Raw genomic sequence first — 21876 nt, forward strand, 5'->3', positions numbered from 1 at the left:
ACCGCACTTTTGTTTTAAGGGGAAAATTCGCTTAACTTTGTCCCGCACTTTCATCAGAAGGCCAAGAATGCACCACTGCTTTGACTAAAGTAGCAAGGGGGATCGCAAAAAACACGCCCCAGAAGCCCCATAATCCACCAAAAATAAGTACGGCAACAATGATAGTCAGTGGATTGAGGTTTACCGCTTCAGAAAATAAAAATGGCACAAGCAGGTTTCCATCTAAAATTTGACTTACCACATAAGCAGCGATTAATGACCAAAAAGTCGGCGTAATACCAAATTGCGACATCGCCACTAAAGCTACCGGAATACTCACTAACACCGCCCCCACATAAGGCACAAGGACAGAAAGCCCCACGGTAACAGCAAGCAATAAGGCATAACGCAGATCAAAAAAGAGGAAGATTGCATAAGTAATCACACCAACGACAAGAATTTCAATAATTTTGCCACGAATATAATTGGCAATTTGTTTTTGCATTTCTTGCCACACTTCATCAGCCAGTTTGCGATTGCGAGGTAAAAATCCGCTGATATAAGTGAGTAATTCTTGTTTATCCTTTAATAAGAAAAATACCATTAATGGCACAAGGAAAGCATAGATGCCCAAGCTCACAAGGCTGATAATAGAAGAAATTGAAAGTTTGAGCGCCGATTCGCCAAAGCCTAAAATTTTGCTTTTCACACTGGTGAAAAAGCTGTCGATCATTTGATAATCCACCACTTCAGGATAATGTTCAGGCAAAGAAAGTAGCCAATCGTTAAGGGAATTAAACATATGTGGCAATTCACTGAATAAATTAATCGTTTGATTCACTAAGGTGGGAATGAGTACCAGCGCAATAATCAGCACAATGCTAATAAAGCCACCAAGCACAAGAAGGGTTGCCAGTAAACGAGGGAATTTGAGTTTCTCATTTAACACGCGAATAGGCATTTCCAGCAAATAAGCCAATACGATCGCCACCAACAACGGCGCAAGTAAATCACTAAAAAAATAAATGGCGATAAAACCAAACAGCAAAATGGCAAGTAACGCCATCGCCTGCGGATCACTAAATCGGCGTTTGTACCAATTTTTCAACATTTCTAACATAAAGCCTCCTTTCAGTGAGAATTTGTGCCGATTATAAGGTAAAATCAGGGGGATTTATATTAGGGGCTGTTGATAATTTATTGTACATTTGAGTTATCGTTTAAAATTAGCACAATTGCAGTGGTGTCCAAAATCAAGAATGCTTTCCTTGATAAGAACGACAGCAAAGAGTGTGCTAATCTAATACAGCCCCAAATGAATTCTCAACAGCCCCTAATAAAAGGAATTTTCTATGACCGTCAAAATTTATCACAACCCACGTTGTTCAAAAAGTCGCGAAACCCTTGCGTTATTACAACAGCAGGGCATTGAGCCGGAAATTGAGCTTTATTTAGAAAAGCAATATTCCGTTGATTTCTTGCAACAATTAGCACAAAAGTTACAGCTAAACAGTGTGCGAGAAATGATGAGAACGAAAGATGAGTTATACCGCACATTGCATTTGGATTCACACACTGTTACGGAAACGCAGTTACTTGAAGCAATCGCACAGCATTCCGCCTTGCTTGAACGCCCGATTGTAGTCAATGGAGAAAAAGCAAAGATTGGTCGCCCACCAGAAAGTGTTTTAGCAATTTTATAATTTCTTCGCTATAATAATGCCCGCTCCGCCATAATCATTGAGCGGGCATTATTTTTACCCATTTTATTTATTAAGAGGCAATGATGAAAAAGAAAAAATCTTTTGCGCCCGTTGCTGAGGTGCAAGGTTGCACCACCTATCAGCATAACAAAGGGACAATTCGAGATAACGCCATTCAGGCATTATTATCCGATAAATTATTTCGCCAACGCATTGAAAAGAAACGAAAAGGCAAAGGCAGCTATCAGCGTAAGGCAAAACATCAAGGGAAATATATTGAAAAGCCCGATTATCAAGTTTTTGGCAACAGAGATTTTATAATCGGGTTTTTCTTAACAAAAATAGCAAATAGAGGAAGTCATTATGTCAATCAGAACAGAATGTTTATTTAGCAACGAATGGAACGTACGCATTAGCGATCCCGGTGAAGAAGGCGCCCACAGTCATTTTTTTGAGAAAATTTATATCACCCTTGATGCCCATATTGAAGGTGAACATATCACCTATGAATTTACACGCAAAGTAGAAGATCAAGTAAACATTAATCGCACTTTCACCGAATTAAGCGAATTATTCAAATTTTTAGGCGAATACCTTGATCCCGTAGCGCTAGGATTTTTAGGGGTAAAAATAGGTCATTTAGGTGTAACGGCTTAATCTAATTAGGAACTAAAGCTAAAAAAAGAGCGATTTTTCAACCGCTCTTTCTTTTATCTAGATTTAAGCATAATACATCTCAAATTCCACTGGGTGTGGTGTCATATTTAAACGTTCTACTTCTTTACGTTTCATTGCAATAAAGGCATCCACAAATTCTTTACTGAATACGCCACCTTGGGTTAAGAAGCCATAATCTTGTTCGAGGGCGTTTAATGCTTCTTCTAACGAACCTGCAACCGCTGGAATTTCTTTTAATTCTTCTGGTGGAAGATCATAAAGGTTTTTATCCATTGCATCGCCAGGGTGAATTTTATTCACAATACCGTCTAATCCAGCCATTAATAATGCTGAGAAAGCTAAGTATGGGTTCGCCATTGGATCTGGGAAACGAGCCTCAATACGAATTGCTTTCGGGCTAGTTACCGCCGGAATACGAATTGAAGCTGAACGATTACTTGCTGAATAAGCCAATAATACAGGCGCTTCAAAACCCGGTACTAAACGTTTATATGAGTTGGTTGAAGGGTTAGTAAAGGCATTTAATGCTTTAGCGTGTTTAATAATGCCACCGATATAGTAAAGCGCGGTTTCAGAAAGCCCTGCATATTTGTCACCTTGGAAAATATTTTTGCCGTCTTTACTTAAAGACATATTACAGTGCATACCAGATCCATTATCGCCTGTGATTGGTTTTGGCATAAAACACGCGGTTTTGCCGTGTTCTAACGCAACATTTTGTACGACATATTTATAAATTTGGGTTTCATCCGCTTTTAGGGTAAGTGAGTTAAATTTGGTCGCAATTTCATTTTGTCCTGCGGTCGCCACTTCGTGGTGATGCGCTTCAACGACTAATCCCATTTCTTCTAAAATCAAGCACATTTCAGAGCGAATATCGTGCGCGGTATCATTTGGTGCAACGGCACAGTAACCGCCTTTGGTTAGAGGACGATAACCATTGTTGCCCCCCTCATAGGCTTTATTCGTATTCCAAGCGCCCTCAATATCATCTACAACATAAGAATTACCATTCATTGCTGAGCCAAAACGCACATCATCAAATAAGAAAAACTCTGGTTCTGGGCCGAAAAAGACATCGTCTGCAATACCTGTTGAACGCATATAATTTTCTGCACGGGTTGCAATAGAACGTGGATCACGATCATAGCTTTGCATTGTAGTAGGTTCATAAATACTGCAGCGAAGGGATAAGGTTGGAATTTGTGCGAAGGGATCAACTACGGCGGTTTCAGCAATTGGCATTAATAACATATCCGCTTTATTAATCGCTTTCCAGCCTTCTACCGAGGAGCCGTCAAACATTTTACCATCCTCAAATAAGTCTTCATCAATGAGACTAACTGGTAAAGATACGCCGTGCTCTTTTCCTTTTATATCCGTAAAACGTAGAAGAACGAATTTAATGTCATTTTCTTCAATTAATTTAAACACATTGGCAACGGCCGCTTCATTTGACATAGTGATAATCCTCATAAGTATGATTGCTAGAGTTGAGATAATGGGTGTGCAATGCACGCTGGCTAAAATATCACATCACTTGCAAAATTCAAGGGGCGAGCGAGATTTTAATTTTACTCAAGTGCGGGGAAAAAATTCGGCATTTTTACACCGCACTTTATAAAATGCTCTCCAAAAGACAGCACACCACTTATTTCTAATTATTCATAGCTCACGTGGACAAAACGTTGTATAATCTGCAACCTTTTCGTGCAATCTTGCGAATAAGATTGCACATTATTCAAACATCATTATTGATAACAAAAGACTTTTCAAATGACAGATACCATTGATATTAACAAATTGCGTAACATCGCAATTATTGCTCACGTTGACCACGGAAAAACGACCCTTGTTGATAAATTATTACAACAATCAGGCACCCTTGAAGCAAGCCGTGCGGACGCAGATGAGCGTGTAATGGACTCCAACGATCTTGAGAAAGAACGTGGCATTACCATTCTTGCAAAAAATACCGCAATTAACTGGAACGATTACCGTATAAATATTGTTGATACCCCGGGACACGCTGATTTTGGCGGTGAAGTAGAACGCGTGCTTTCTATGGTGGATAGCGTATTACTCGTTGTTGATGCCTTTGACGGTCCAATGCCACAAACACGCTTTGTTACACAAAAAGCCTTTGCTCACGGGTTAAAACCCATCGTGGTGATTAATAAGGTAGATAGACCAGGCGCACGCCCTGATTGGGTGGTGGATCAAGTCTTCGATCTTTTCGTCAATCTTGGGGCAACCGATGAACAACTTGACTTTCCAATTATTTACGCCTCAGCATTAAATGGCGTAGCAGGCTTAGAACACGAAGAGCTGGCAGAAGATATGACGCCATTATTTGAAGCCATTGTAGAACACGTTGAACCACCAAAAGTCGAGCTTGATGCCCCATTCCAAATGCAAATTTCACAGCTTGATTATAGCAACTATGTAGGCGTAATTGGCATTGGGCGTATCAAACGTGGTAAAGTCAAACCAAATCAAGCAGTGACCATTATTGACAGTGAAGGTAAAACACGTAATGGCAAAATTGGTCAAGTATTAGGGCATTTAGGCTTACAACGCTATGAAGAAGATCTTGCGCAAGCGGGCGACATTGTAGCAATTACAGGATTAGGTGAACTCAATATTTCCGACACCATTTGCGATGTGAACAATGTAGAAGCCTTACCAGCATTAAGTGTTGATGAGCCGACGGTAACAATGTTCTTCTGCGTAAACACCTCGCCATTCTGTGGAAAAGAAGGGAAATTTGTTACCTCTCGCCAAATCTTAGAACGCTTAAACAAAGAGCTTGTACATAATGTGGCATTGCGTGTAGAAGAGACCCAAAACCCTGATGAATTCCGTGTTTCAGGGCGTGGTGAATTGCACCTTTCTGTGTTAATTGAAAATATGCGCCGTGAAGGCTATGAGCTTGCGGTATCTCGTCCAAAAGTTATCTTTAAAGAAGAAGACGGTCGTAAACAAGAGCCATTCGAGCAAGTTACCATTGATATTGAAGAACAACATCAAGGTGCAGTAATGGAAGCCTTAGGTATCCGTAAAGGTGAAGTGAAAGATATGATCCCAGACGGCAAAGGACGTACCCGTTTAGAATATATTATTCCAAGCCGTGGTTTAATTGGTTTCCGCAATGAATTTATGACGATGACCTCAGGAACAGGGCTACTCTATTCCACATTCAGCCATTATGATGACGTAAAAGCCGGTGAAATCGGTCAGCGTAAAAATGGTGTATTGATTTCAAATGGTACAGGGAAAGCCCTTGCTTATGCACTATGGGGCTTACAAGAGCGTGGTAAACTGATGATCGATCACGGTGTGGAAGTGTATGAAGGTCAAATTATTGGTATTCACAGCCGCTCAAACGATCTCACAGTAAACTGCTTACAAGGGAAGAAACTCACCAATATGCGAGCTTCAGGAAAAGATGATGCGATCGCCTTAACCACACCAGTACGTTTCTCTCTTGAGCAAGCCATTGAGTTTATTGATGATGATGAATTAGTGGAAGTAACGCCAACTTCAGTACGTATTCGTAAAAAATTACTGACTGAAATGGAACGCAAACGTGCTAGCCGTACCACAACCAGTACGAGTACACATTAATTCCATTATTCTTAAGTAAAAAAGTGCGGTGTTTTTTTTACAAATTTTCCACCGCACTTTTTATCGTAAACCTTGCTATTCCCTTTACTTTAGCCTAGTTTTATTAAGTCAGTCTTCGCAAAAGTTCAAACTAACGTTACACAAAAAAGCCGAATGAAAATCCATTCGACTTTTAATACAGTATAAGTTAAATAACTAAGTGCTAAGCAAGATCATCAATCACTACATACACTTTGGTAGTCGGTCCGTGAACGCCCACCACTTTTACTAACTCAATATCTGCTGTGGAACTTGGGCCTGAAATGATATTCACACAAGAAGGCATTCTTTCCCCTAACACAGCTTTGTCGTGCAGAATTTTAGCAAGTTGTGCGACGCGAGGTAAAACAAGGCTTTTACGTACTACCACAATGGATTTTTCAGGCAATAAACTTACTGAACGGCCTTTATCTTTACCTGAAAATAACACGATTCCCCCTGACTCAGCTAAACCATATTCTGCATAAGCAATACCGATATTCGCTTGTTCTGCGTGTTTTAGGTTTTCTTCGCCATTTTGTGGTAGCCAGACCGTAGTGTCGTAATGTGCTTGTACCGCTTGAGTAATACCAAGTTGCGCTAAACGCTCATCTCCCGTGAGAATAACTGGCCCACCACCATATTTTTCACACACAGAAAGCACCGCACTTTGTATTTCTGCTTCATTTGTTTCAATCACATCAACCATCATCGCTTTTGCTGATTCGATAAACGCTTGGCATAAAGCTTGTGGGTTAAGATCAGTTAAACGTGTAGTGGCATAATCATTCAGCGGTGCAGGCATTGGTTCTGGCACAAGCTGGCGTGGACGCCCCATTTTTTCCGCAAGTTTGTTCAGAAAGTTTTCTCTATTTTGTACGTCCATTATTTTGCCTCTCTTTTGTTAAACCATTCACGGAAACTTTCGCCATCTGCACTTGGTAGATCGCGTGCTTTTGTCCATTCTGCTAATGCCCCAAATTCAAGCGGTGCTTTACCATTTTTGATGAACTTACTGGCAACTTTCGCCCCAACATTCACGCCCACTTTCCATAACGTTGGGTGGGAATTTGCAAAATTGAAGCCAAAGATAGATAAACGCTCTGCTGCAGGCGTCATACCACTTTGAGCAATATGCTCACGGTGTTTTAGGATAAGTTGTGCCAATGGAATTTTCACTGGGCAAACGGAATTACAAGCTGTGCATAACGAGCAGGCGTATGGCAGTTCTTTAAAATCTTCATAACCGCCTAGTAATGGGGAAATGACTGATCCGATTGGTCCCGGATAAATTGAGCCATAACCGTGTCCACCAATTTGGCGATATGCTGGGCAAGTATTTAAACAGGCTCCACAACGGATACAACGTAATACCTCTTTAAATTCACTTTCAAGAATTTTTGAACGGCCATTATCCACGATAACTAAATGGAATTCTTCAGGGCCATCTGTTTCCCCCGTAAGACGTGGCCCTGTTAGCCAAGTGTTATAGCCGGTTAGTTTTGCACCGACTGCACTTCTGGCAAGCATTGTGATTAAAACATCCACTTCCTCAAAGGTAGGCGCAATACGTTCCATTCCCATCACGGCAATGTGCGTTTTCGGTACCGTGGTGGCAAGACGCAAGTTTCCTTCGTTGGTGACCAAGCAAAGGCTGCCCGTTTCTGGCACGGCAAAGTTACATCCACTCACACCGATGTCCGCCTCTAAGAAATCTTGGCGGATTTTTTCACGAATAAATAAGGTCATTGCTTCTGGCGTTTCTGGCCCGTCATAGCCTAATTTTTCGTGTAAATCTTTACGGATTTGGTGGCGATCTTTGTGAATGGCTGGCACCACAATATGAGAAGGACGATCTCCGGCAATTTGTAGGATATATTCGCCTAAATCTGTTTCCACCACTTTAATGCCTTCGGCTTCAAGCACTTCATTCATACCGATTTCTTCGGTAACCATTGATTTGGATTTGACAATTTTCTTGGCATTTTTCTCAAGGGCAACTTGACGGATATAATTGGTTGCATCTTCTGCCGTTTCAGCAAAATACACTTTTCCACCATTTTCGCTCACTTTTTCGCTTAATTGATATAAATAAGCATCAAGATTAGCTAAAACGTGGTTACGAATATGTTTTGCCTCATCACGCCATTCTTCCCAATGGCCCAGTTCGTCCACCATTTTTTGGCGATTTGTGCCAATACGTTCTTGCGCCATAACAATGGCTTTTCGCATAATGTCGTTGTGAATTTCATTATCCACACGTTTTTTAAATGCAAGATTACTGGTTTTTAATGACATCTTATTTTTCCTCCTGCATTAATACTTCGGCAATGTGCATCACTTTCACCTTTTTGCCTTCACGACTTAAACGTCCGCCTATATTGAGCAAACAACTCACATCTGCACCGATTAAATAGTCTGGCTCAACCTCAGTAATATGCGCCACTTTTTCTGTAACCATTTCACCAGAAATTTCTGCCATTTTGACGGAAAATGTTCCACCGAAACCACAGCAAGTGCTTTGATTATGAATTGGCAATAATTCTAGCCCTTTCACATTTTGTAATAAGGTTAAAGGTTCGTTCACAATACCTAATTTACGGCTTAAACTACAAGAAGGGTGATAAACTGCTTTTCCCGTTAATCTCGCACCCACATTAGTTACGCCTAATTTATTAACGATAAAATCCGTTAAATCATAAAAACGATCAGACACTTTCTGCGCACGTTCAGCCCACTCAACCTCACCAAAACGGTTAAAATATTCAGGATAATTTTTAATTGCGTAAACACAAGAGCCAGCTGGGGCAACGATAGGGTAATCATTCACTTCAAAGGTCTCTACCAAGTTTTTCATTCCTGCTAAGGCTTGTTTGGTATAACCACTGTTAATCGCAGGCTGTCCACAGCAACCTTGTTTTTCAAGGAAAACAATATGACAGCCCAATTTTTCTAGTAATAATACTGTATTTTTTGCAACGCCGGCTTTCACAACATCAGCGATACAAGTAACGTAAAAATTTACGTTCATAAATTACTCCAACATAATCAAATAGAAATGAAGAAATCAGGCAAAGTTGCCTCTGCCTGATTTGTAATAATTCGCACTAAACGTTAAAGAAAAGTGGAATAATAAATAATGCAACAAGTGCGGCAATGATACCATAAACAATCATTGGTATAATGGTTTTCTTAATGATCGTGCCTTCTTGTTTATCAATATTTAATACTGAGCTTACCGCAACGATATTATTGATACATACCATATTCCCCATTGCGCCGCCCACAGATTGTAAGGCAAGCACAAGGGTGGCTGACAAGCCCGTAATTTCTGCTGTGGAAAGTTGAACACTACCAAAGGTCAGGTTAGAAACCGTATTTGAACCAGAGAAGAATGCCCCTACAGCGCCTAAGTAAGAAGCAAATAATGTCCAGTATTCGCCAGTGGCTTCAGCGAAACTTCGACCGATAATTTTCACCATTGAATTATCGCCTCCCACAAGCATTAAATTCACCATAATTAATGCCCCAACGAGTGCTAAAAATGGGTTGCGAGTTTGTCTTAAGCTTCCCATAAAAATCTCTTTGGTTTTACTTGCCGACAATGAAAATAATGGGATAGAAATTAATACGGTTACCACAAATGGAATTAATGCTGGCACATAAAGCAATTTATAGCTTGCATTAACTGATGTGCCAAAAATGTGTTTTAAGCTGAAAATCAAGCCGTGGCTAATTTCAAATAAACCTAATGAGCCTAATTGCACGCTAAGCCAAGTTGTCGCATCGTTCATCATTGCTTTGAATGGTAATTGTTGCAAACGTGTTACAATCAAAATCGCAATGAGTAATCCTGTTGGCAATAAGGCTTTTACCACTTGCCCCATACTTACTGCATTGTCGTCAAGGTTATTTTCCACTTTTGCTAAACCGATGCCTTTATTCGCCACGAATACAGACACCAACAAGCCAATTGCCCCACCCACTAATGATGGAAATTCATAATTTACTTGTGCTAATAAGAAATAAGGCACCACACAAGCAAAAATACTGATATAAATAAAGACAAGATTTTTACGAATTTCACTCCAGCCGACAATTAAACGTAATGCCATTAATGGAATAATTAATGCCGCAAACGAATGAATTAATGCTGACATTGAACCAATTTCTAAAATTTGTCCTTCATTAAGGTGTAAAGGCCCAAATCCGAACCACGTTGGCGTACCTACCGCCCCGAAAGAAACGGGAACCGAGTTCATAATTAAGGCTAACATCGCCACTTTTAATGGCGGAAAACCTAATCCCACTAAAATTGGGGCAGCAATTGCGGCGGGTGTTCCGAAGCCACTCGCTCCTTCAATCATAAACGCGAATGCCCAACCGATAATCATAATTTGTGCAACAGGATTTGGATTAATGTTTCCCAACCATTTGCGTAATGTATTCGTTACCCCTGAAGTTTCAGAAAAACGATTAAATAAAATCGCCCCGAAAATCACCGTAATTGGCGTTTGAACCGCCACCAATGCCGCGGTAACATTGGCACTCACAATGGCGATATCTGTACCGAAGAAAATAAATTGAATAATTAATACGACTACTGCAATCCACGGCAAAGCAACATAAGATGGCAACGCATTACGTTTTACCATTAAATAAATTAATAAAACAATAGGAAAAATACTCAAAAAAAGAGCCATACAAACTACTCCATCAATAATTAATTTTATGACTTAACTGGGTCGCCATTCTATGCTGATTTAATCGATTTAGTAAAATATTTGTTAAAAAATTATGACAATGATCACAAAAAATTTTAACATTTTGCTAAAAATACTTCCTTCTAGTTAGCCTTTAACCTATCCAATAAGCCATTTCTCATTCAGGGTAAAATCCGCTATAATTAGCCAATTTTGCAAAAAACTTGTTATTTTTTCACCGCACTTTGTTTTTGCCGTGAAAATTTGCCCTAACAAAGATAGAGGTTTTTATGACAACTCCTGTTGTTGCCCTTGTGGGTCGCCCAAATGTGGGGAAATCCACCTTATTTAATCGCCTAACACGTACTCGTGATGCCCTTGTTGCCGACTTCCCGGGGTTAACACGCGATCGTAAATATGGTCAAGCCAATATTGCTGGTTATGATTTTATCGTGATCGATACGGGCGGTATTGACGGTACCGAAGAAGGCGTTGAAGAAAAAATGGCTGAGCAATCCTTACTTGCCATTGAAGAAGCTGACATTGTATTGTTTCTTGTTGATGCGCGTGCTGGACTAACTTCTGCCGATATTGGCATCGCCCAATATTTACGCCAACGTCAAAATAAAACCACCGTGCTGGTTGCCAATAAAACTGACGGTATTGATGCCGATTCACATTGTGCTGAATTTTATCAGCTTGGGTTAGGCGAAATTGTACAAATCGCCGCTTCACAAGGGCGTGGCGTAAACGCGTTAATGGAACAAGTGCTTGCCCCCCTTGCTGAACAGAATGCGGAAAAAGAAGCAGCGCAAAACCAAAGTGCGGTGAAAAATAACGAAGAAAACCAAGATGATGAATGGGATCACGAGTTTGATTTCAACAACGAAGAAGATAGCCAGCTTTTAGATGAAGCCCTTGAGGAAGAAGAAAGCGAACAAGAGCAAAATATCAAAATTGCTATTGTAGGGCGTCCTAACGTGGGTAAATCCACCCTCACGAACCGTATTTTAGGTGAAGATCGCGTCGTGGTTTACGATCTCCCTGGTACAACACGAGATAGCATTTCTATTCCGATGGAACGTGATGGTCAGCATTACACGATCATCGACACCGCTGGGGTACGTAAACGGGGCAAGGTGCATTTAACGGTAGAAAAATTCTCTGTAATCAAAACCTTACAAGCAATTCAAGAAGCCAATGTGGTACTACTCACCATTGATGCGCGTGAAGGGATTTCCGACCAAGATCTTTCCTTGCTCGGCTTCATCTTAAATGCGGGGCGTTCTTTAGTCATCGTGGTAAACAAGTGGGACGGTTTAGATCAAGAGGTTAAAGATCGTGTAAAGTCAGAATTAGATCGTCGCCTAGATTTTATTGATTTTGCAAGAGTTCACTTTATTTCCGCATTACACGGTAGCGGTGTGGGCAATCTCTTTGATTCCATTAAAGAGGCTTATGCTTGTGCCACGCAAAAAATGACCACCTCAATGCTCACTCGTATCCTACAAATGGCAACTGATGAACATCAACCGCCGATGATGAGTGGTCGCCGAATCAAATTAAAATACGCTCATCCGGGTGGCTATAATCCGCCAATTATTGTGGTACACGGTAACCAAATTGATCGCCTGCCAGATAGCTATAAACGTTATTTATCAAACTATTATCGTCGCAGTCTAAAAATCATTGGCTCACCAATTCGCTTACTATTCCAAGAAGGCAGTAACCCATTTGCAGGGAAACGCAATAAATTGACTCCAAATCAGTTGCGTAAGCGTAAACGTTTGATGAAATTTATAAAGAAATCAAAGAAATAGTTAAAATAAAAGGCGATCAACCATCGCCTTTTTTATTACCTACAGAAAAATGAGCTATTTTTCCACCGCACTTAATTATTGCGTTATCTGGATTGGCAAATAACGATAACGTAAATGAATAAATAAAAATAACAGCATACTAAATAATGCCAGTATTCCGCCAACCACACCGATATAAGATAATCCCAAATGTTGCATCACTTGATTCCCTAATAATGCGCCGCCACCAATGCCGATATTATAAATCCCTGAAAATATTGCCATTGCGACATCTGTTGCATCGGGAGCAAGTTGTAAAATACGGATCTGTAAACTTAATCCAATCCCTGCAATACCTGTTCCCCATAATAAAATTAATGGATAGGTAAACGCAGAATGCTGTTTTAATAATAGCAATAAAAACAAGGAAAGGCTTAGACTTATCATTGCAATAAGTAAAAATTTTGCCGGTCCAAAGCGATGAAAGCGACCAAATAAAAAACTTGCGATCATTCCAGCACAACCAAACAGCAATAAAATCAGGGTCGTTTCTGTTGGCGCAATAGTCACTTCTTGGATCATAAAAGGTTCAACATAGCTATATGCGGTGAAATGAGCTGAAATCACAATGGCGGTAAGAACAAATAATCCGACTAAGAGTGGACGTTTAAATAAAATCGGAACACTTTTCAATGAACCGGCATTTTTACTCACTAAGTGCGGTAATAATTTATAGAGAAAAATCAATACGATAAATGCCACCACACCAATCACGCCAAAGGTGGTTCGCCAACCCAGCCATTGTCCAATAATACGCCCTAAAGGTAAACCTAACACCATTGCTAATGCACTGCCCATTGCTAACAAACCGAGCGCTTGTGCTTTTTTATCTTTCGGTGCAAGGCGTACTGTAAGCGAGGCGGTAATTGCCCAGAACACAGAATGAGAGATTGCAATGCCAATGCGAGAAATCAGCAATACGTGAAAATTCCACGCCACACAGGACAGTATGTGGCTCAAGATAAACAGAATAAATAGTTTAATCAGCAAGCTACGCCGTTCTAGCTTTGCGGTTAGTAACATAAAGGGCAAGGAAAGCAGGGAAACAATCCACGCATAAATGGTGATCATCAGCCCAGTTTGGCTGACGGGCATTTGGAAACTTTTCGCGATATCCGATAATAGTGCCACTGGGATAAACTCGGTGGTGTTGAAAATAAACGCGGAAAACGCCATACAAATAACGCGCCATAATTTTACACGGCGAACAATTTTGGGAGATAACATTGTTAATTGGGGTTAGCAAAAAAGGGGGCTATTTTAGCATAGAAGTTTGGTTTTTTCTCAATGGGAAAAATGTTGTTTCAATAGCGCTTTAAGTTGTTTTTTTAATCCTTGCGTGGACTCAATGTGATATTGTGGCGAATAGCAATCACCAAAGAAATGTAACGGCAGTTGGATCTGTTGATATTTTTTCTCACGCAAATTGAGATTAACGCGAAAATCGCATTGCTGGCTGACTTGATCCACTGTCCCTTCGCCTGCCAGTTGAAAATAAGCATCGTGTAATTGTAAATTTTGCCATTGCATTGTTTGCTGATCCCAGATTAATTGGGTACTCAACAGTTCAAAAGGCGAATCCATATTTTGCAAGCGTTCTGTATCATAATTAATCGGCAAACGTTGTGCCACGATGGCTAACAGATTGACATTTTTCGCTTTGCCATTGGTAATCTGTAAACTCGCCTGCCCTTTTTTGATTTTCTGTGCAACCAGTTCCATTTCTCCTTTTAATTGAGCTTGCCCTGTTGCCAATACGGGTAATTTCAACAATGCTAGCCATTGTTCTATGGCGATATTCTGTGCGGAAAACTGCAAACGTTGTGATTCTTGATTAAATTGGAAGTTCATATTCCCTTGTGATAACAAGGCAAGGTTGCCATTTATAAAGTGCGGTTGAAATTCCAGCAGAATTTTTCCCTGCGAAAATGGTATTTGATTAATGCTAAGATCCGTAAAATCAAGTTGGTAATGCTGAGTTTGGTTTTGGGTTTCACTGTGTAAATTCCCTTGTGATAATTGCAATACCACTGTATTCACATCGCCATAAAGTGGCTGTTCAAACTGCCACAGCCCGGCAATTTGCTGAAAAGTTAAGCCATTATTGGAAAGTTGCAAGTTTCCTTGTAAATGGAGTTGACTTTCATTTCGTGTTGCCTGTGCGCTAAACGCCATTTGCAAAGGAGAGGTTAAATTCAATGAGGCATTTTGTGATAACGCATTGAATAAATGGGAAATATCCTGCCAAGCAAGTGCGCTGGGGGTTAGACTAACATTTAGCCCTTGCCATTGAGAACCTGCCATTTTGCCATTATGCAACTGAAGCTCATTCAGCGTAAGCTGACCACTAAGCAAGGTGATAGGATTGAATTCAAGCACAATTTTTTCGAAAAAAAACCACCGCGCTTTTTGTTGAAACTTAACTTGATGTAAGGATAATTGAGTAGGGAAAAGCTGACTTTCTACTTTCGTCACTTGGATATGATGTTGCGCAAGCTGTGCAGAAAGTTGTGCGGTTAAACGTGATTTCTGCCAAAAAAGAAAACATAGCCCAACACACAACAGTGCGATTAGCCATATTATTTTCTTTTTCATTGCTTATTTATCCTTATCAATACGGCTGGCTACCGCATTTTGCTGATCCTTATATTTCGCATCTTGACGGCGATTATAAGGACGGGCTGCCTCACCACTTAGCACTTCAAAACTTAATGCGCCAATCACCATTTTTGGACGCAGTGCTAAAGGTAATTTACCTGAATTATAAAATTCCAACACGATTCGCCCATTCCAACCCGGATCAATGCGATGTGCTGTAACGTGAACCATCAACCCTAGGCGAGCAAGGGAAGAGCGTCCATCTAGCCAACCGATAATATTTGCGGGCAAAGATACGGCTTCAAAAGTGGTAGCAAGGGCAAGTTCCCCCGGGTGAAGAAAGAATGCCTCACCGTCATCAATGAGAATTTCATCACTCATCACCGCTTCAAGCTGGGCAGAAACCTCTTCTTTTTTGCCACTTAAATCAATATAAGGCGCTGTATGCTCACGAAATACACGGAAAGAATTACCTAAGCGTACATCAACGGTTGCACCATTGATTTTGTCATTATCTGGGCGTGGCGTTAAGCTGATAATACCTTGATCTAAATAACGTTCAATGTCAGTATCACATAATCTCATTGTTATCCCCTATTTGCCTTTCAGTAGATGCAAAATCTGTGCTTTTAACATATTGATTGCAATACGGTTTTTCCCACCACGAGGAACAACAATATCCGCATATTGTTTCGACGGTTCGATAAATTGCAAGAACATTGGACGAACCGTTGCTCGGTATTGATCCACTACCGATTGTAAAGAACGACCACGTTCTTCCATATCGCGTTTTAAACGGCGGATAAAGCAAATATCCAATGGTGCATCGACAAACACAGAAATGCTCGCCTCTTGGCGAATGCGTTCATCTGTGAGCAACAAAATCCCTTCTAAAATAATCACTTTCTTTGGTTTGAAATGGGTGGTCTCACCAGTACGCGTGTGTTCCACATAGCTATAAACGGGAATATCTACCGCCTTGCCTGCTTTTAATGCGCGCAAATGTTGCAATAATAAATCACGATCCATTGAATTTGGGTGGTCGTAATTGGTTTTAATGCGCTCTTCAAAAGCAAGGTGGGTTTGATCTTTGTAGTAGCTATCTTCGGAAATGATGCCGATGTCTTCGCAACTGAGTTCATCACGAAGCTCTTTATGAATGGTCGAAGCAATAAGGCTTTTTCCTGATGCGGAAGCCCCTGCAATAGCAATAATAATGCAATCTTGATCTGACATAATAGGATTCAATTAAACGAATGAGTAATTTGCGAATTATAAAGAAAAAATTCACTTTTTGATAATAGTTTCCCCCTTTTAATAAAATAAAACGAAAGAAATCTTCTATTTTGTGATATTGCTCACAGCATTTTTTATCCCATTCAGATAGGATTAACCGCATTTAATTAAGATTAATCAATAAGATAGCTGATTTTCTCGACAAACCATAAGGAGTACGACAATGAAAGGTAAAGCAATTTCTCTCGCAATTTCCACCGCACTTGCCACGTCAGCCTTAATATTCAGTGTGCAAGCACAAGCCAAGGGACGATTAGTGGTATATTGTAGCGCAACGAATGAAATGTGTGAGGCTGAAACCCAAGCCTTCGGTCAAAAATATGATGTTAAAACCTCTTTTATCCGTAATGGTTCAGGCAGCACCTTTGCCAAAATTGAAGCCGAGAAGAAAAATCCTCAAGCTGACGTATGGTACGGCGGTACCCTTGATCCGCAATCTCAAGCAGGAGAACTTGGTTTATTGGAAGCCTATCGTTCACCTAATGTTGAACAAATTATGCCAAAATTCCAAGATCCAGCGAAAGTCAAAGGCAATTATACCTCTGCGATTTATATGGGTATTTTAGGTTTTGGTGTGAATACTGAACGCTTGAAAAAATTAGGCATCAAAGATGTCCCTAAATGCTGGAAAGACTTGACCGATCCTCGCTTAAAAGGTGAAATTCAAGTAGCTGACCCACAAAGCTCAGGTACAGCTTACACAGCAATTGCGACCTTTGTACAATTATGGGGAGAAGATCAAACTTTCAATTTCTTTAAACAACTTCATCCGAACATCTCCCAATATACCAAATCGGGCATCACACCTTCACGCAATACGGCAAGAGGCGAAACCACCGTAGGGATAGGATTCTTACACGACTATGCCCTTGAAAAACAACAAGGTGCGCCAATTGAATTAGTTGTCCCTTGCGAAGGAACAGGTTACGAACTAGGCGGTGTGAGTATCTTAAAAGGTGCGCGCAACTTGGATAACGCCAAATTATTTGTGGATTGGGCCTTGTCGAAAGAAGGTCAAGAATTAGCCTGGAAAAAAGGGCGTGCTTTCCAAACCCTCACGAATATCACCGCAGAACAATCCCCTACGGCGTTTGATCCAACTAAACTTAATTTAATCAATTATGATTTTGAAAAATACGGTGCCTCCGAAGAACGCAAACGCCTAATTAACAAATGGGTGAATGAAGTGAAATTAGCGCAGTAATTTAGCCTTAGCATAGTGAGGTGGGTAATGAAAAAAGTAACGTCCAATCTAATTTTGTCTAGTCTATTACTAGCAGGATTAAGTCTTTCTAATCGGGCTTTTGCTGAGGGGCGCTTAGTGGTTTATTGTAGCGCACAAAATATTGTATGCGAAAAAGCGGTGCAAGGATTTGCGCAGAAATATAAGGTAAAAACTTCTTTTATTCGCAATAGCTCTGGTAGCACGCTTGCCAAAATGGAGGCTGAAAAAAATAATCCTCAAGCCGATGTTTGGGTTGGTGGCCCTTTTGATACACACCTCCAAGCGGGAGAGTTGGGCTTAATTGCGTCTTATGATTTTCCAAAACGCAATGAAGTAATGACACAATTCCAAAAACTTGGGAATGGAAAAAGTTCTATTATTTATATGGGGGTTTTAGGTTTTGGCGTTAATACAGAACGTTTGAAAAAACTAGGCATCACAGAAATACCAAAGTGTTGGAAAGACCTATTAGATCCTCGCCTAAAAAATGAAGTGCAAATTGCTGATCCACAAAGCTCTGGCACGGCTTATACGGCAATAGCGACTTTTACACAGCTTTGGGGAGAAGATAAAGCCTTTGATTACCTCAAACAAATCCATCAAAATATTTCACAATATCCAAAAGCAGGGACAGCCCCTTCACGCAATACGGCAAGAGGTGAAACCGCGATTGGTATTGGTTTTTTACAAAATTATTCTTTTGAAAAACAACAAGGTGCGCCAATTGAACTGATCGTACCTTGCGAAGGAACGGGCTATGAGTTAGGGGGTGTAAGTATTATCAAAAATGCACGTAACCTAAAAAATGCACAACGATTTGCTGATTGGGTAATGTCAAAAGAGGCGCAAGAATTATCTTGGAAAGAAGCCCAATCTCATCACGTTGCGACAAACATTAATGCAGAACCTTCACCTTATGCACTTAAACCTGCTGATTTGAATTTGATCGATTATAATTTTGATAAATTTGGTTCAAACGAAACACGTCGTCATCTCATTGACAGATGGGTAAATGAAGTAAAATTGGCGAAGTAATAGGTGTTTCACGGAGATGTTATGAAAAAGCTGTCACAGATGTTTAATTGTAGCCTATTTTGGATTTTGCTAGCGCTGTTGGGTTTTATCTGCTTGCCTTCGATGGCGTTGTATTATGGCTTAGCAGAATCTACTGCGGATGAAATTTATGAAGCAATGGGCTGGGCAAGCTTTAATTTAAGTTGGTTTTGGTTTGCATCATTAGCATTCGTACCCATCTTTTCAGCTGTTTTCAAAGGAAAAGGCGAACGGCAACAGGGCATTGCCGAATTTATAGCAGTTTTAGTGATTTTCCTGTTCGTATTTATTTCTGCCACCATAGAAAAATTCAATCTCGGCTATGCTATTTTTATTCTAATTCTAAGCCTGATTGCTCTTGCAACGCAGGGTTTAGCAAAAATGAAGGTGATGCAAGGGGATAAATTTATCATCGCCTCGCTAATTAGCATTGTCTTGCTGATTTTCTTTTTTATTGTTTATCCAACTTTGGCAATTTTTGTCTCAATGTTTTATGACAATGGGGACTTTGTGCCAAGTCAAGTGATCAGCATTATCGAAAAACCTTATATTATTCGGATTATCGGTAACTCGCTCAGTGTGGCAATCACGGTGGGGATTTTAGCGACATTATTTGGTTTAATTTTCGCTCTTTATACGACACGTATTGCGAAACGCACCGCAGTCATCGGAAAAATTTTCTCCATTTTACCTATTGTTACCCCGCCTTTCGTGGTAGGGTTAGGCGTAACCTTAATGCTTGGGCGTTCAGGTTATGTGACTGAATTTTTGGTAGAATATTTTGGCTTTAGTAGCAACTGGTTATATGGGTTTACCGGGATTATCATTGCTCACACCCTCGCGCTGACACCTATGGCATTTATGATTTTAGAAGGTGCGCTAAAATCTATTCATCCCTCTATTGAAGAGGCAGCTTACACGCTACGCTCGAATCGCTACCAAGCCTTTTTTAATATTATTTTTCCTCTACTCAAACCTGCACTCGCCAATGCGTTTTTAGTGGTCGCGATCCAATCTTTGGCGGATTTTAGTACCCCACTTGTATTGGGCGGTAGTTTTGATGTGATTTCTTCACAAATTTATTTCTATATTGCAGGTTCACAGTTAGATTATGCCTCAGCGAGTACTTTAGGAAGTCTCTTATTAATTTTTTCCTTAGGTATTTTTATTATCCAATATTTGTGGATAGGTAATCGTTCATACGTTACGGTTTCCGGTAAATCTTATCGTGGCGATGTGCAAGATTTACCAAGTGCGATGAAATTTTTCATTATTTTTACCCTTGCTTTCTGGGTACTGTTTAATGCGGTGTTATACGGCAGTATTTTCTACGGCAGTTTCACAATGAACTGGGGAGTGGATTACACCTTCACCTTTAAACACTATCTCACCTTGTTTGGACAAGGCTTTAGTGACGGAGCCTGGCCATCACTTATTCATACGGTGATTTTTGCCGCCACTGCCGCCCCTATCACCGCAATTTTCGGTTTGCTGATCGCCTACATTACGGTACGCCGTGATTTTAAAGGTAAGAAAACCCTTGAGTTTTTAACCTTACTTTGTTTTGCCGTTCCCGGAACCGTGGCTGGGGTTTCCTATATTCTTGCCTTTAACAATGCCCCAATTTACCTTACTGGAACCAGCATTATCATTGTACTATCAATGGTTATGCGTAATATGCCTGTGGGGATGCGCGCCGCAGTGGCAGGTTTAGGACAGCTTGATAAATCCCTTGATGAAGCATCACTTTCCTTAAAAGGAAGCTCATTAAAAACCATTTGGTATATTGTCTTTCCATTACTTAAACCCGCCTTATTATCTGCATTAGTAACGAGTTTCGTACGAGCAATGACCACAGTCAGTGCGATCGTATTCTTAGTGACCGCAGATACAAGAGTGGCGACCTCTTATATTTTGAACCGTGTAGAAGATGGTGAATACGGTGTGGCCATTGCTTATGGCTCAATTTTAATCGTAGTAATGATGGCGATTATCTTGTTATTTGATTGGTTAGTGGGCGATACACGCATTGCACGTTCTAAAGCGAAAAAAATGAATTAATTAGGTTGTCAAAATGAAGAATAATGATTTTTTAGTATTAAAAAATGTCACCAAATCCTTTGGTAACGCGGTGGTAATCGATGATCTCAATCTTTCCATAAAACAAGGCTCAATGGTTACCTTACTTGGGCCTTCTGGCTGCGGCAAAACCACCGTGCTACGCCTTGTCGCGGGGTTGGAAAGCCCAACCTCAGGGCAGATTTTTATTGATGGCGAAGATGTAACCAAATCTTCCATTCAAAACCGTGATATTTGTATCGTGTTTCAATCCTACGCGCTGTTCCCGCATATGTCTATTGGCGATAATGTGGGCTACGGTTTGCGTATGCAAGGCGTCGGATCGGCTGAGCGCAAACAACGTGTAAAAGAAGCGTTGGAATTGGTCGATTTAGCCGGCTTTGAAGATCGTTATGTGGATCAAATCTCGGGCGGTCAGCAGCAACGCGTTGCCTTAGCTCGCGCCCTCGTATTAAAGCCGAAGGTGCTATTATTTGACGAACCACTGAGCAATCTTGATGCGAATTTACGCCGTAGTATGCGTGAAAAAATCCGCGAACTGCAACAACGCCTTGGCATTACCTCCCTTTATGTGACTCACGATCAAAGCGAAGCTTTTGCGGTGTCTGATGAAGTGATCGTAATGCACAAGGGGAAAATTATGCAAAAAGCGTCTGCGAAAGAACTTTATCAACACCCTAACTCATTATTTTTGGCGAATTTTATGGGGGAAAGTAGCATTTTTGACGGAAAACTTGAAAACGGCACAATCACCGTCAATCAATATGCATTTTCCTTACCCAATGTGCAATCTTTCGGTTTAGCAGACGGGGAATGCTTAGTCGGTATTCGCCCTGAAGCGGTACGTCTTTCACAACAAGGAGAGGCAACACAACGCTGTGAAATTCAAAGTGCGGTGTATATGGGTAATCACTGGGAAATTGTCGCACAATGGGGCGAGAAGCCGTTACTCATTAATTGCCAGCCAGATAGTTTTGATCCCACCATCAGCCAAGCCTATGTGCATTTTGCTAACTATGGCGTGTTCTTACTGAAAAAAGAAACGTAGCGCAAGGAAT

At 40.6% G+C, this 21876-nt stretch carries 19 protein-coding genes; 9 read left to right on the forward strand and 10 right to left on the reverse strand.

The features are described from left to right. Positions 1 to 31: 31 nt before the first annotated feature. The gene (locus L4F91_RS09060) at positions 32 to 1099 is read right to left on the reverse strand and encodes an AI-2E family transporter (protein WP_250363551.1); all 1068 of its coding nucleotides are present in this window, start codon (positions 1097 to 1099) and stop codon (positions 32 to 34) included. Positions 1100 to 1331: 232 nt separating this feature from the next. Here L4F91_RS09060 and arsC point away from each other — a divergent pair, with 232 nt between their 5' ends. From arsC to L4F91_RS09075, 3 genes are all read left to right on the forward strand, one after another. Next, positions 1332 to 1682 carry an arsenate reductase (glutaredoxin) gene (arsC, locus tag L4F91_RS09065; protein ID WP_265777326.1) on the forward strand — a complete coding sequence of 117 codons (351 nt, stop codon included), beginning with the start codon at positions 1332 to 1334 and terminating at the stop codon, positions 1680 to 1682. An 80-nt stretch (positions 1683 to 1762) separates the two neighbouring features. Beyond that, the gene (locus L4F91_RS09070; protein WP_250349525.1) at positions 1763 to 2074 is read left to right on the forward strand and encodes an alternative ribosome-rescue factor A; all 312 of its coding nucleotides are present in this window, start codon (positions 1763 to 1765) and stop codon (positions 2072 to 2074) included. Beyond that, complete coding sequence (locus tag L4F91_RS09075) at positions 2046 to 2339, forward strand: DUF5377 family protein (protein ID WP_250349524.1); 294 nt, start codon at positions 2046 to 2048, stop codon at positions 2337 to 2339. The genes L4F91_RS09070 and L4F91_RS09075 overlap by 29 nt, the downstream gene beginning before the upstream one ends. Positions 2340 to 2402: 63 nt before the next feature. Here L4F91_RS09075 and glnA read toward each other — a convergent pair whose 3' ends face one another. Then, positions 2403 to 3821, reverse strand: coding sequence for a glutamate--ammonia ligase (gene glnA, locus L4F91_RS09080; protein WP_395896092.1), 1419 nt, complete (start codon positions 3819 to 3821; stop codon positions 2403 to 2405). A 315-nt stretch (positions 3822 to 4136) separates the two neighbouring features. Here glnA and typA point away from each other — a divergent pair, with 315 nt between their 5' ends. Further along, positions 4137 to 5987, forward strand: a complete 1851-nt coding sequence (gene typA, locus L4F91_RS09085; protein ID WP_250349522.1) for a translational GTPase TypA — start codon at positions 4137 to 4139, stop codon at positions 5985 to 5987. A gap of 202 nt (positions 5988 to 6189) precedes the next feature. On the opposite strand, the gene L4F91_RS09090 is transcribed toward typA, so the two are convergent. The 4 genes from L4F91_RS09090 to L4F91_RS09105 all read right to left on the reverse strand — a co-directional run bounded on the left by L4F91_RS09090 (position 6190) and on the right by L4F91_RS09105 (position 10708). Then, positions 6190 to 6891, reverse strand: coding sequence for a lactate utilization protein C (locus tag L4F91_RS09090; RefSeq protein WP_250363555.1), 702 nt, complete (start codon positions 6889 to 6891; stop codon positions 6190 to 6192). Next, a complete protein-coding gene (locus L4F91_RS09095) occupies positions 6891 to 8303 on the reverse strand; it encodes a LutB/LldF family L-lactate oxidation iron-sulfur protein (protein WP_250349520.1) in 1413 nt (470 codons plus the stop codon). The genes L4F91_RS09090 and L4F91_RS09095 overlap by 1 nt, the downstream gene beginning before the upstream one ends. 1 nt (position 8304) lies before the next feature. Further along, on the reverse strand, positions 8305 to 9036 hold the full coding sequence (locus L4F91_RS09100; RefSeq protein ID WP_250349519.1) for a (Fe-S)-binding protein: 732 nt from the start codon (positions 9034 to 9036) through the stop codon (positions 8305 to 8307). Between the two features lie 76 nt (positions 9037 to 9112). Continuing rightward, positions 9113 to 10708, reverse strand: coding sequence for a lactate permease LctP family transporter (locus tag L4F91_RS09105; protein ID WP_265762578.1), 1596 nt, complete (start codon positions 10706 to 10708; stop codon positions 9113 to 9115). Positions 10709 to 10998: 290 nt separating this feature from the next. Between L4F91_RS09105 and der the strand changes: the two genes are divergently transcribed. Continuing rightward, complete coding sequence (der, locus tag L4F91_RS09110) at positions 10999 to 12528, forward strand: ribosome biogenesis GTPase Der (RefSeq protein ID WP_395896095.1); 1530 nt, start codon at positions 10999 to 11001, stop codon at positions 12526 to 12528. Between the two features lie 75 nt (positions 12529 to 12603). Here der and L4F91_RS09115 read toward each other — a convergent pair whose 3' ends face one another. Genes L4F91_RS09115 through udk form a run of 4 tightly spaced genes read right to left on the reverse strand, consistent with a single transcriptional unit; the run spans position 12604 to position 16401 of the window. Further along, positions 12604 to 13794 carry a sugar transporter gene (locus L4F91_RS09115; protein WP_265762576.1) on the reverse strand — a complete coding sequence of 397 codons (1191 nt, stop codon included), beginning with the start codon at positions 13792 to 13794 and terminating at the stop codon, positions 12604 to 12606. Between the two features lie 57 nt (positions 13795 to 13851). After that, positions 13852 to 15162 carry a hypothetical protein gene (locus tag L4F91_RS09120; protein ID WP_250363558.1) on the reverse strand — a complete coding sequence of 437 codons (1311 nt, stop codon included), beginning with the start codon at positions 15160 to 15162 and terminating at the stop codon, positions 13852 to 13854. 3 nt (positions 15163 to 15165) lie between these two features. Beyond that, positions 15166 to 15750: a dCTP deaminase gene (gene dcd, locus L4F91_RS09125; RefSeq protein WP_265762575.1), complete on the reverse strand. Its 585-nt coding sequence runs from the start codon at positions 15748 to 15750 to the stop codon at positions 15166 to 15168. A gap of 9 nt (positions 15751 to 15759) precedes the next feature. Continuing rightward, complete coding sequence (gene udk / locus L4F91_RS09130; protein ID WP_250349513.1) at positions 15760 to 16401, reverse strand: uridine kinase; 642 nt, start codon at positions 16399 to 16401, stop codon at positions 15760 to 15762. A 223-nt stretch (positions 16402 to 16624) separates the two neighbouring features. Here udk and L4F91_RS09135 point away from each other — a divergent pair, with 223 nt between their 5' ends. The 4 genes from L4F91_RS09135 to fbpC are packed head-to-tail and all read left to right on the forward strand — an operon-like array spanning position 16625 to position 21866. Then, a complete protein-coding gene (locus L4F91_RS09135; RefSeq protein WP_265762574.1) occupies positions 16625 to 17665 on the forward strand; it encodes an ABC transporter substrate-binding protein in 1041 nt (346 codons plus the stop codon). Positions 17666 to 17692: 27 nt separating this feature from the next. After that, positions 17693 to 18721, forward strand: a complete 1029-nt coding sequence (locus tag L4F91_RS09140; RefSeq protein WP_265762573.1) for an ABC transporter substrate-binding protein — start codon at positions 17693 to 17695, stop codon at positions 18719 to 18721. 21 nt (positions 18722 to 18742) lie between these two features. Next, positions 18743 to 20800 (forward strand): iron ABC transporter permease, encoded by a 2058-nt coding sequence (locus L4F91_RS09145; protein WP_265762572.1) that lies wholly within the window; start codon positions 18743 to 18745, stop codon positions 20798 to 20800. Positions 20801 to 20813: 13 nt separating this feature from the next. Then, positions 20814 to 21866 carry a ferric ABC transporter ATP-binding protein gene (gene fbpC / locus L4F91_RS09150; protein ID WP_395896099.1) on the forward strand — a complete coding sequence of 351 codons (1053 nt, stop codon included), beginning with the start codon at positions 20814 to 20816 and terminating at the stop codon, positions 21864 to 21866. Positions 21867 to 21876: the final 10 nt, after the last annotated feature.

Origin of the sequence: Avibacterium sp. 20-126 (assembly GCF_044358625.1) — a bacterium.
Taxonomy (GTDB): Bacteria; Pseudomonadota; Gammaproteobacteria; order Enterobacterales; family Pasteurellaceae; genus Avibacterium.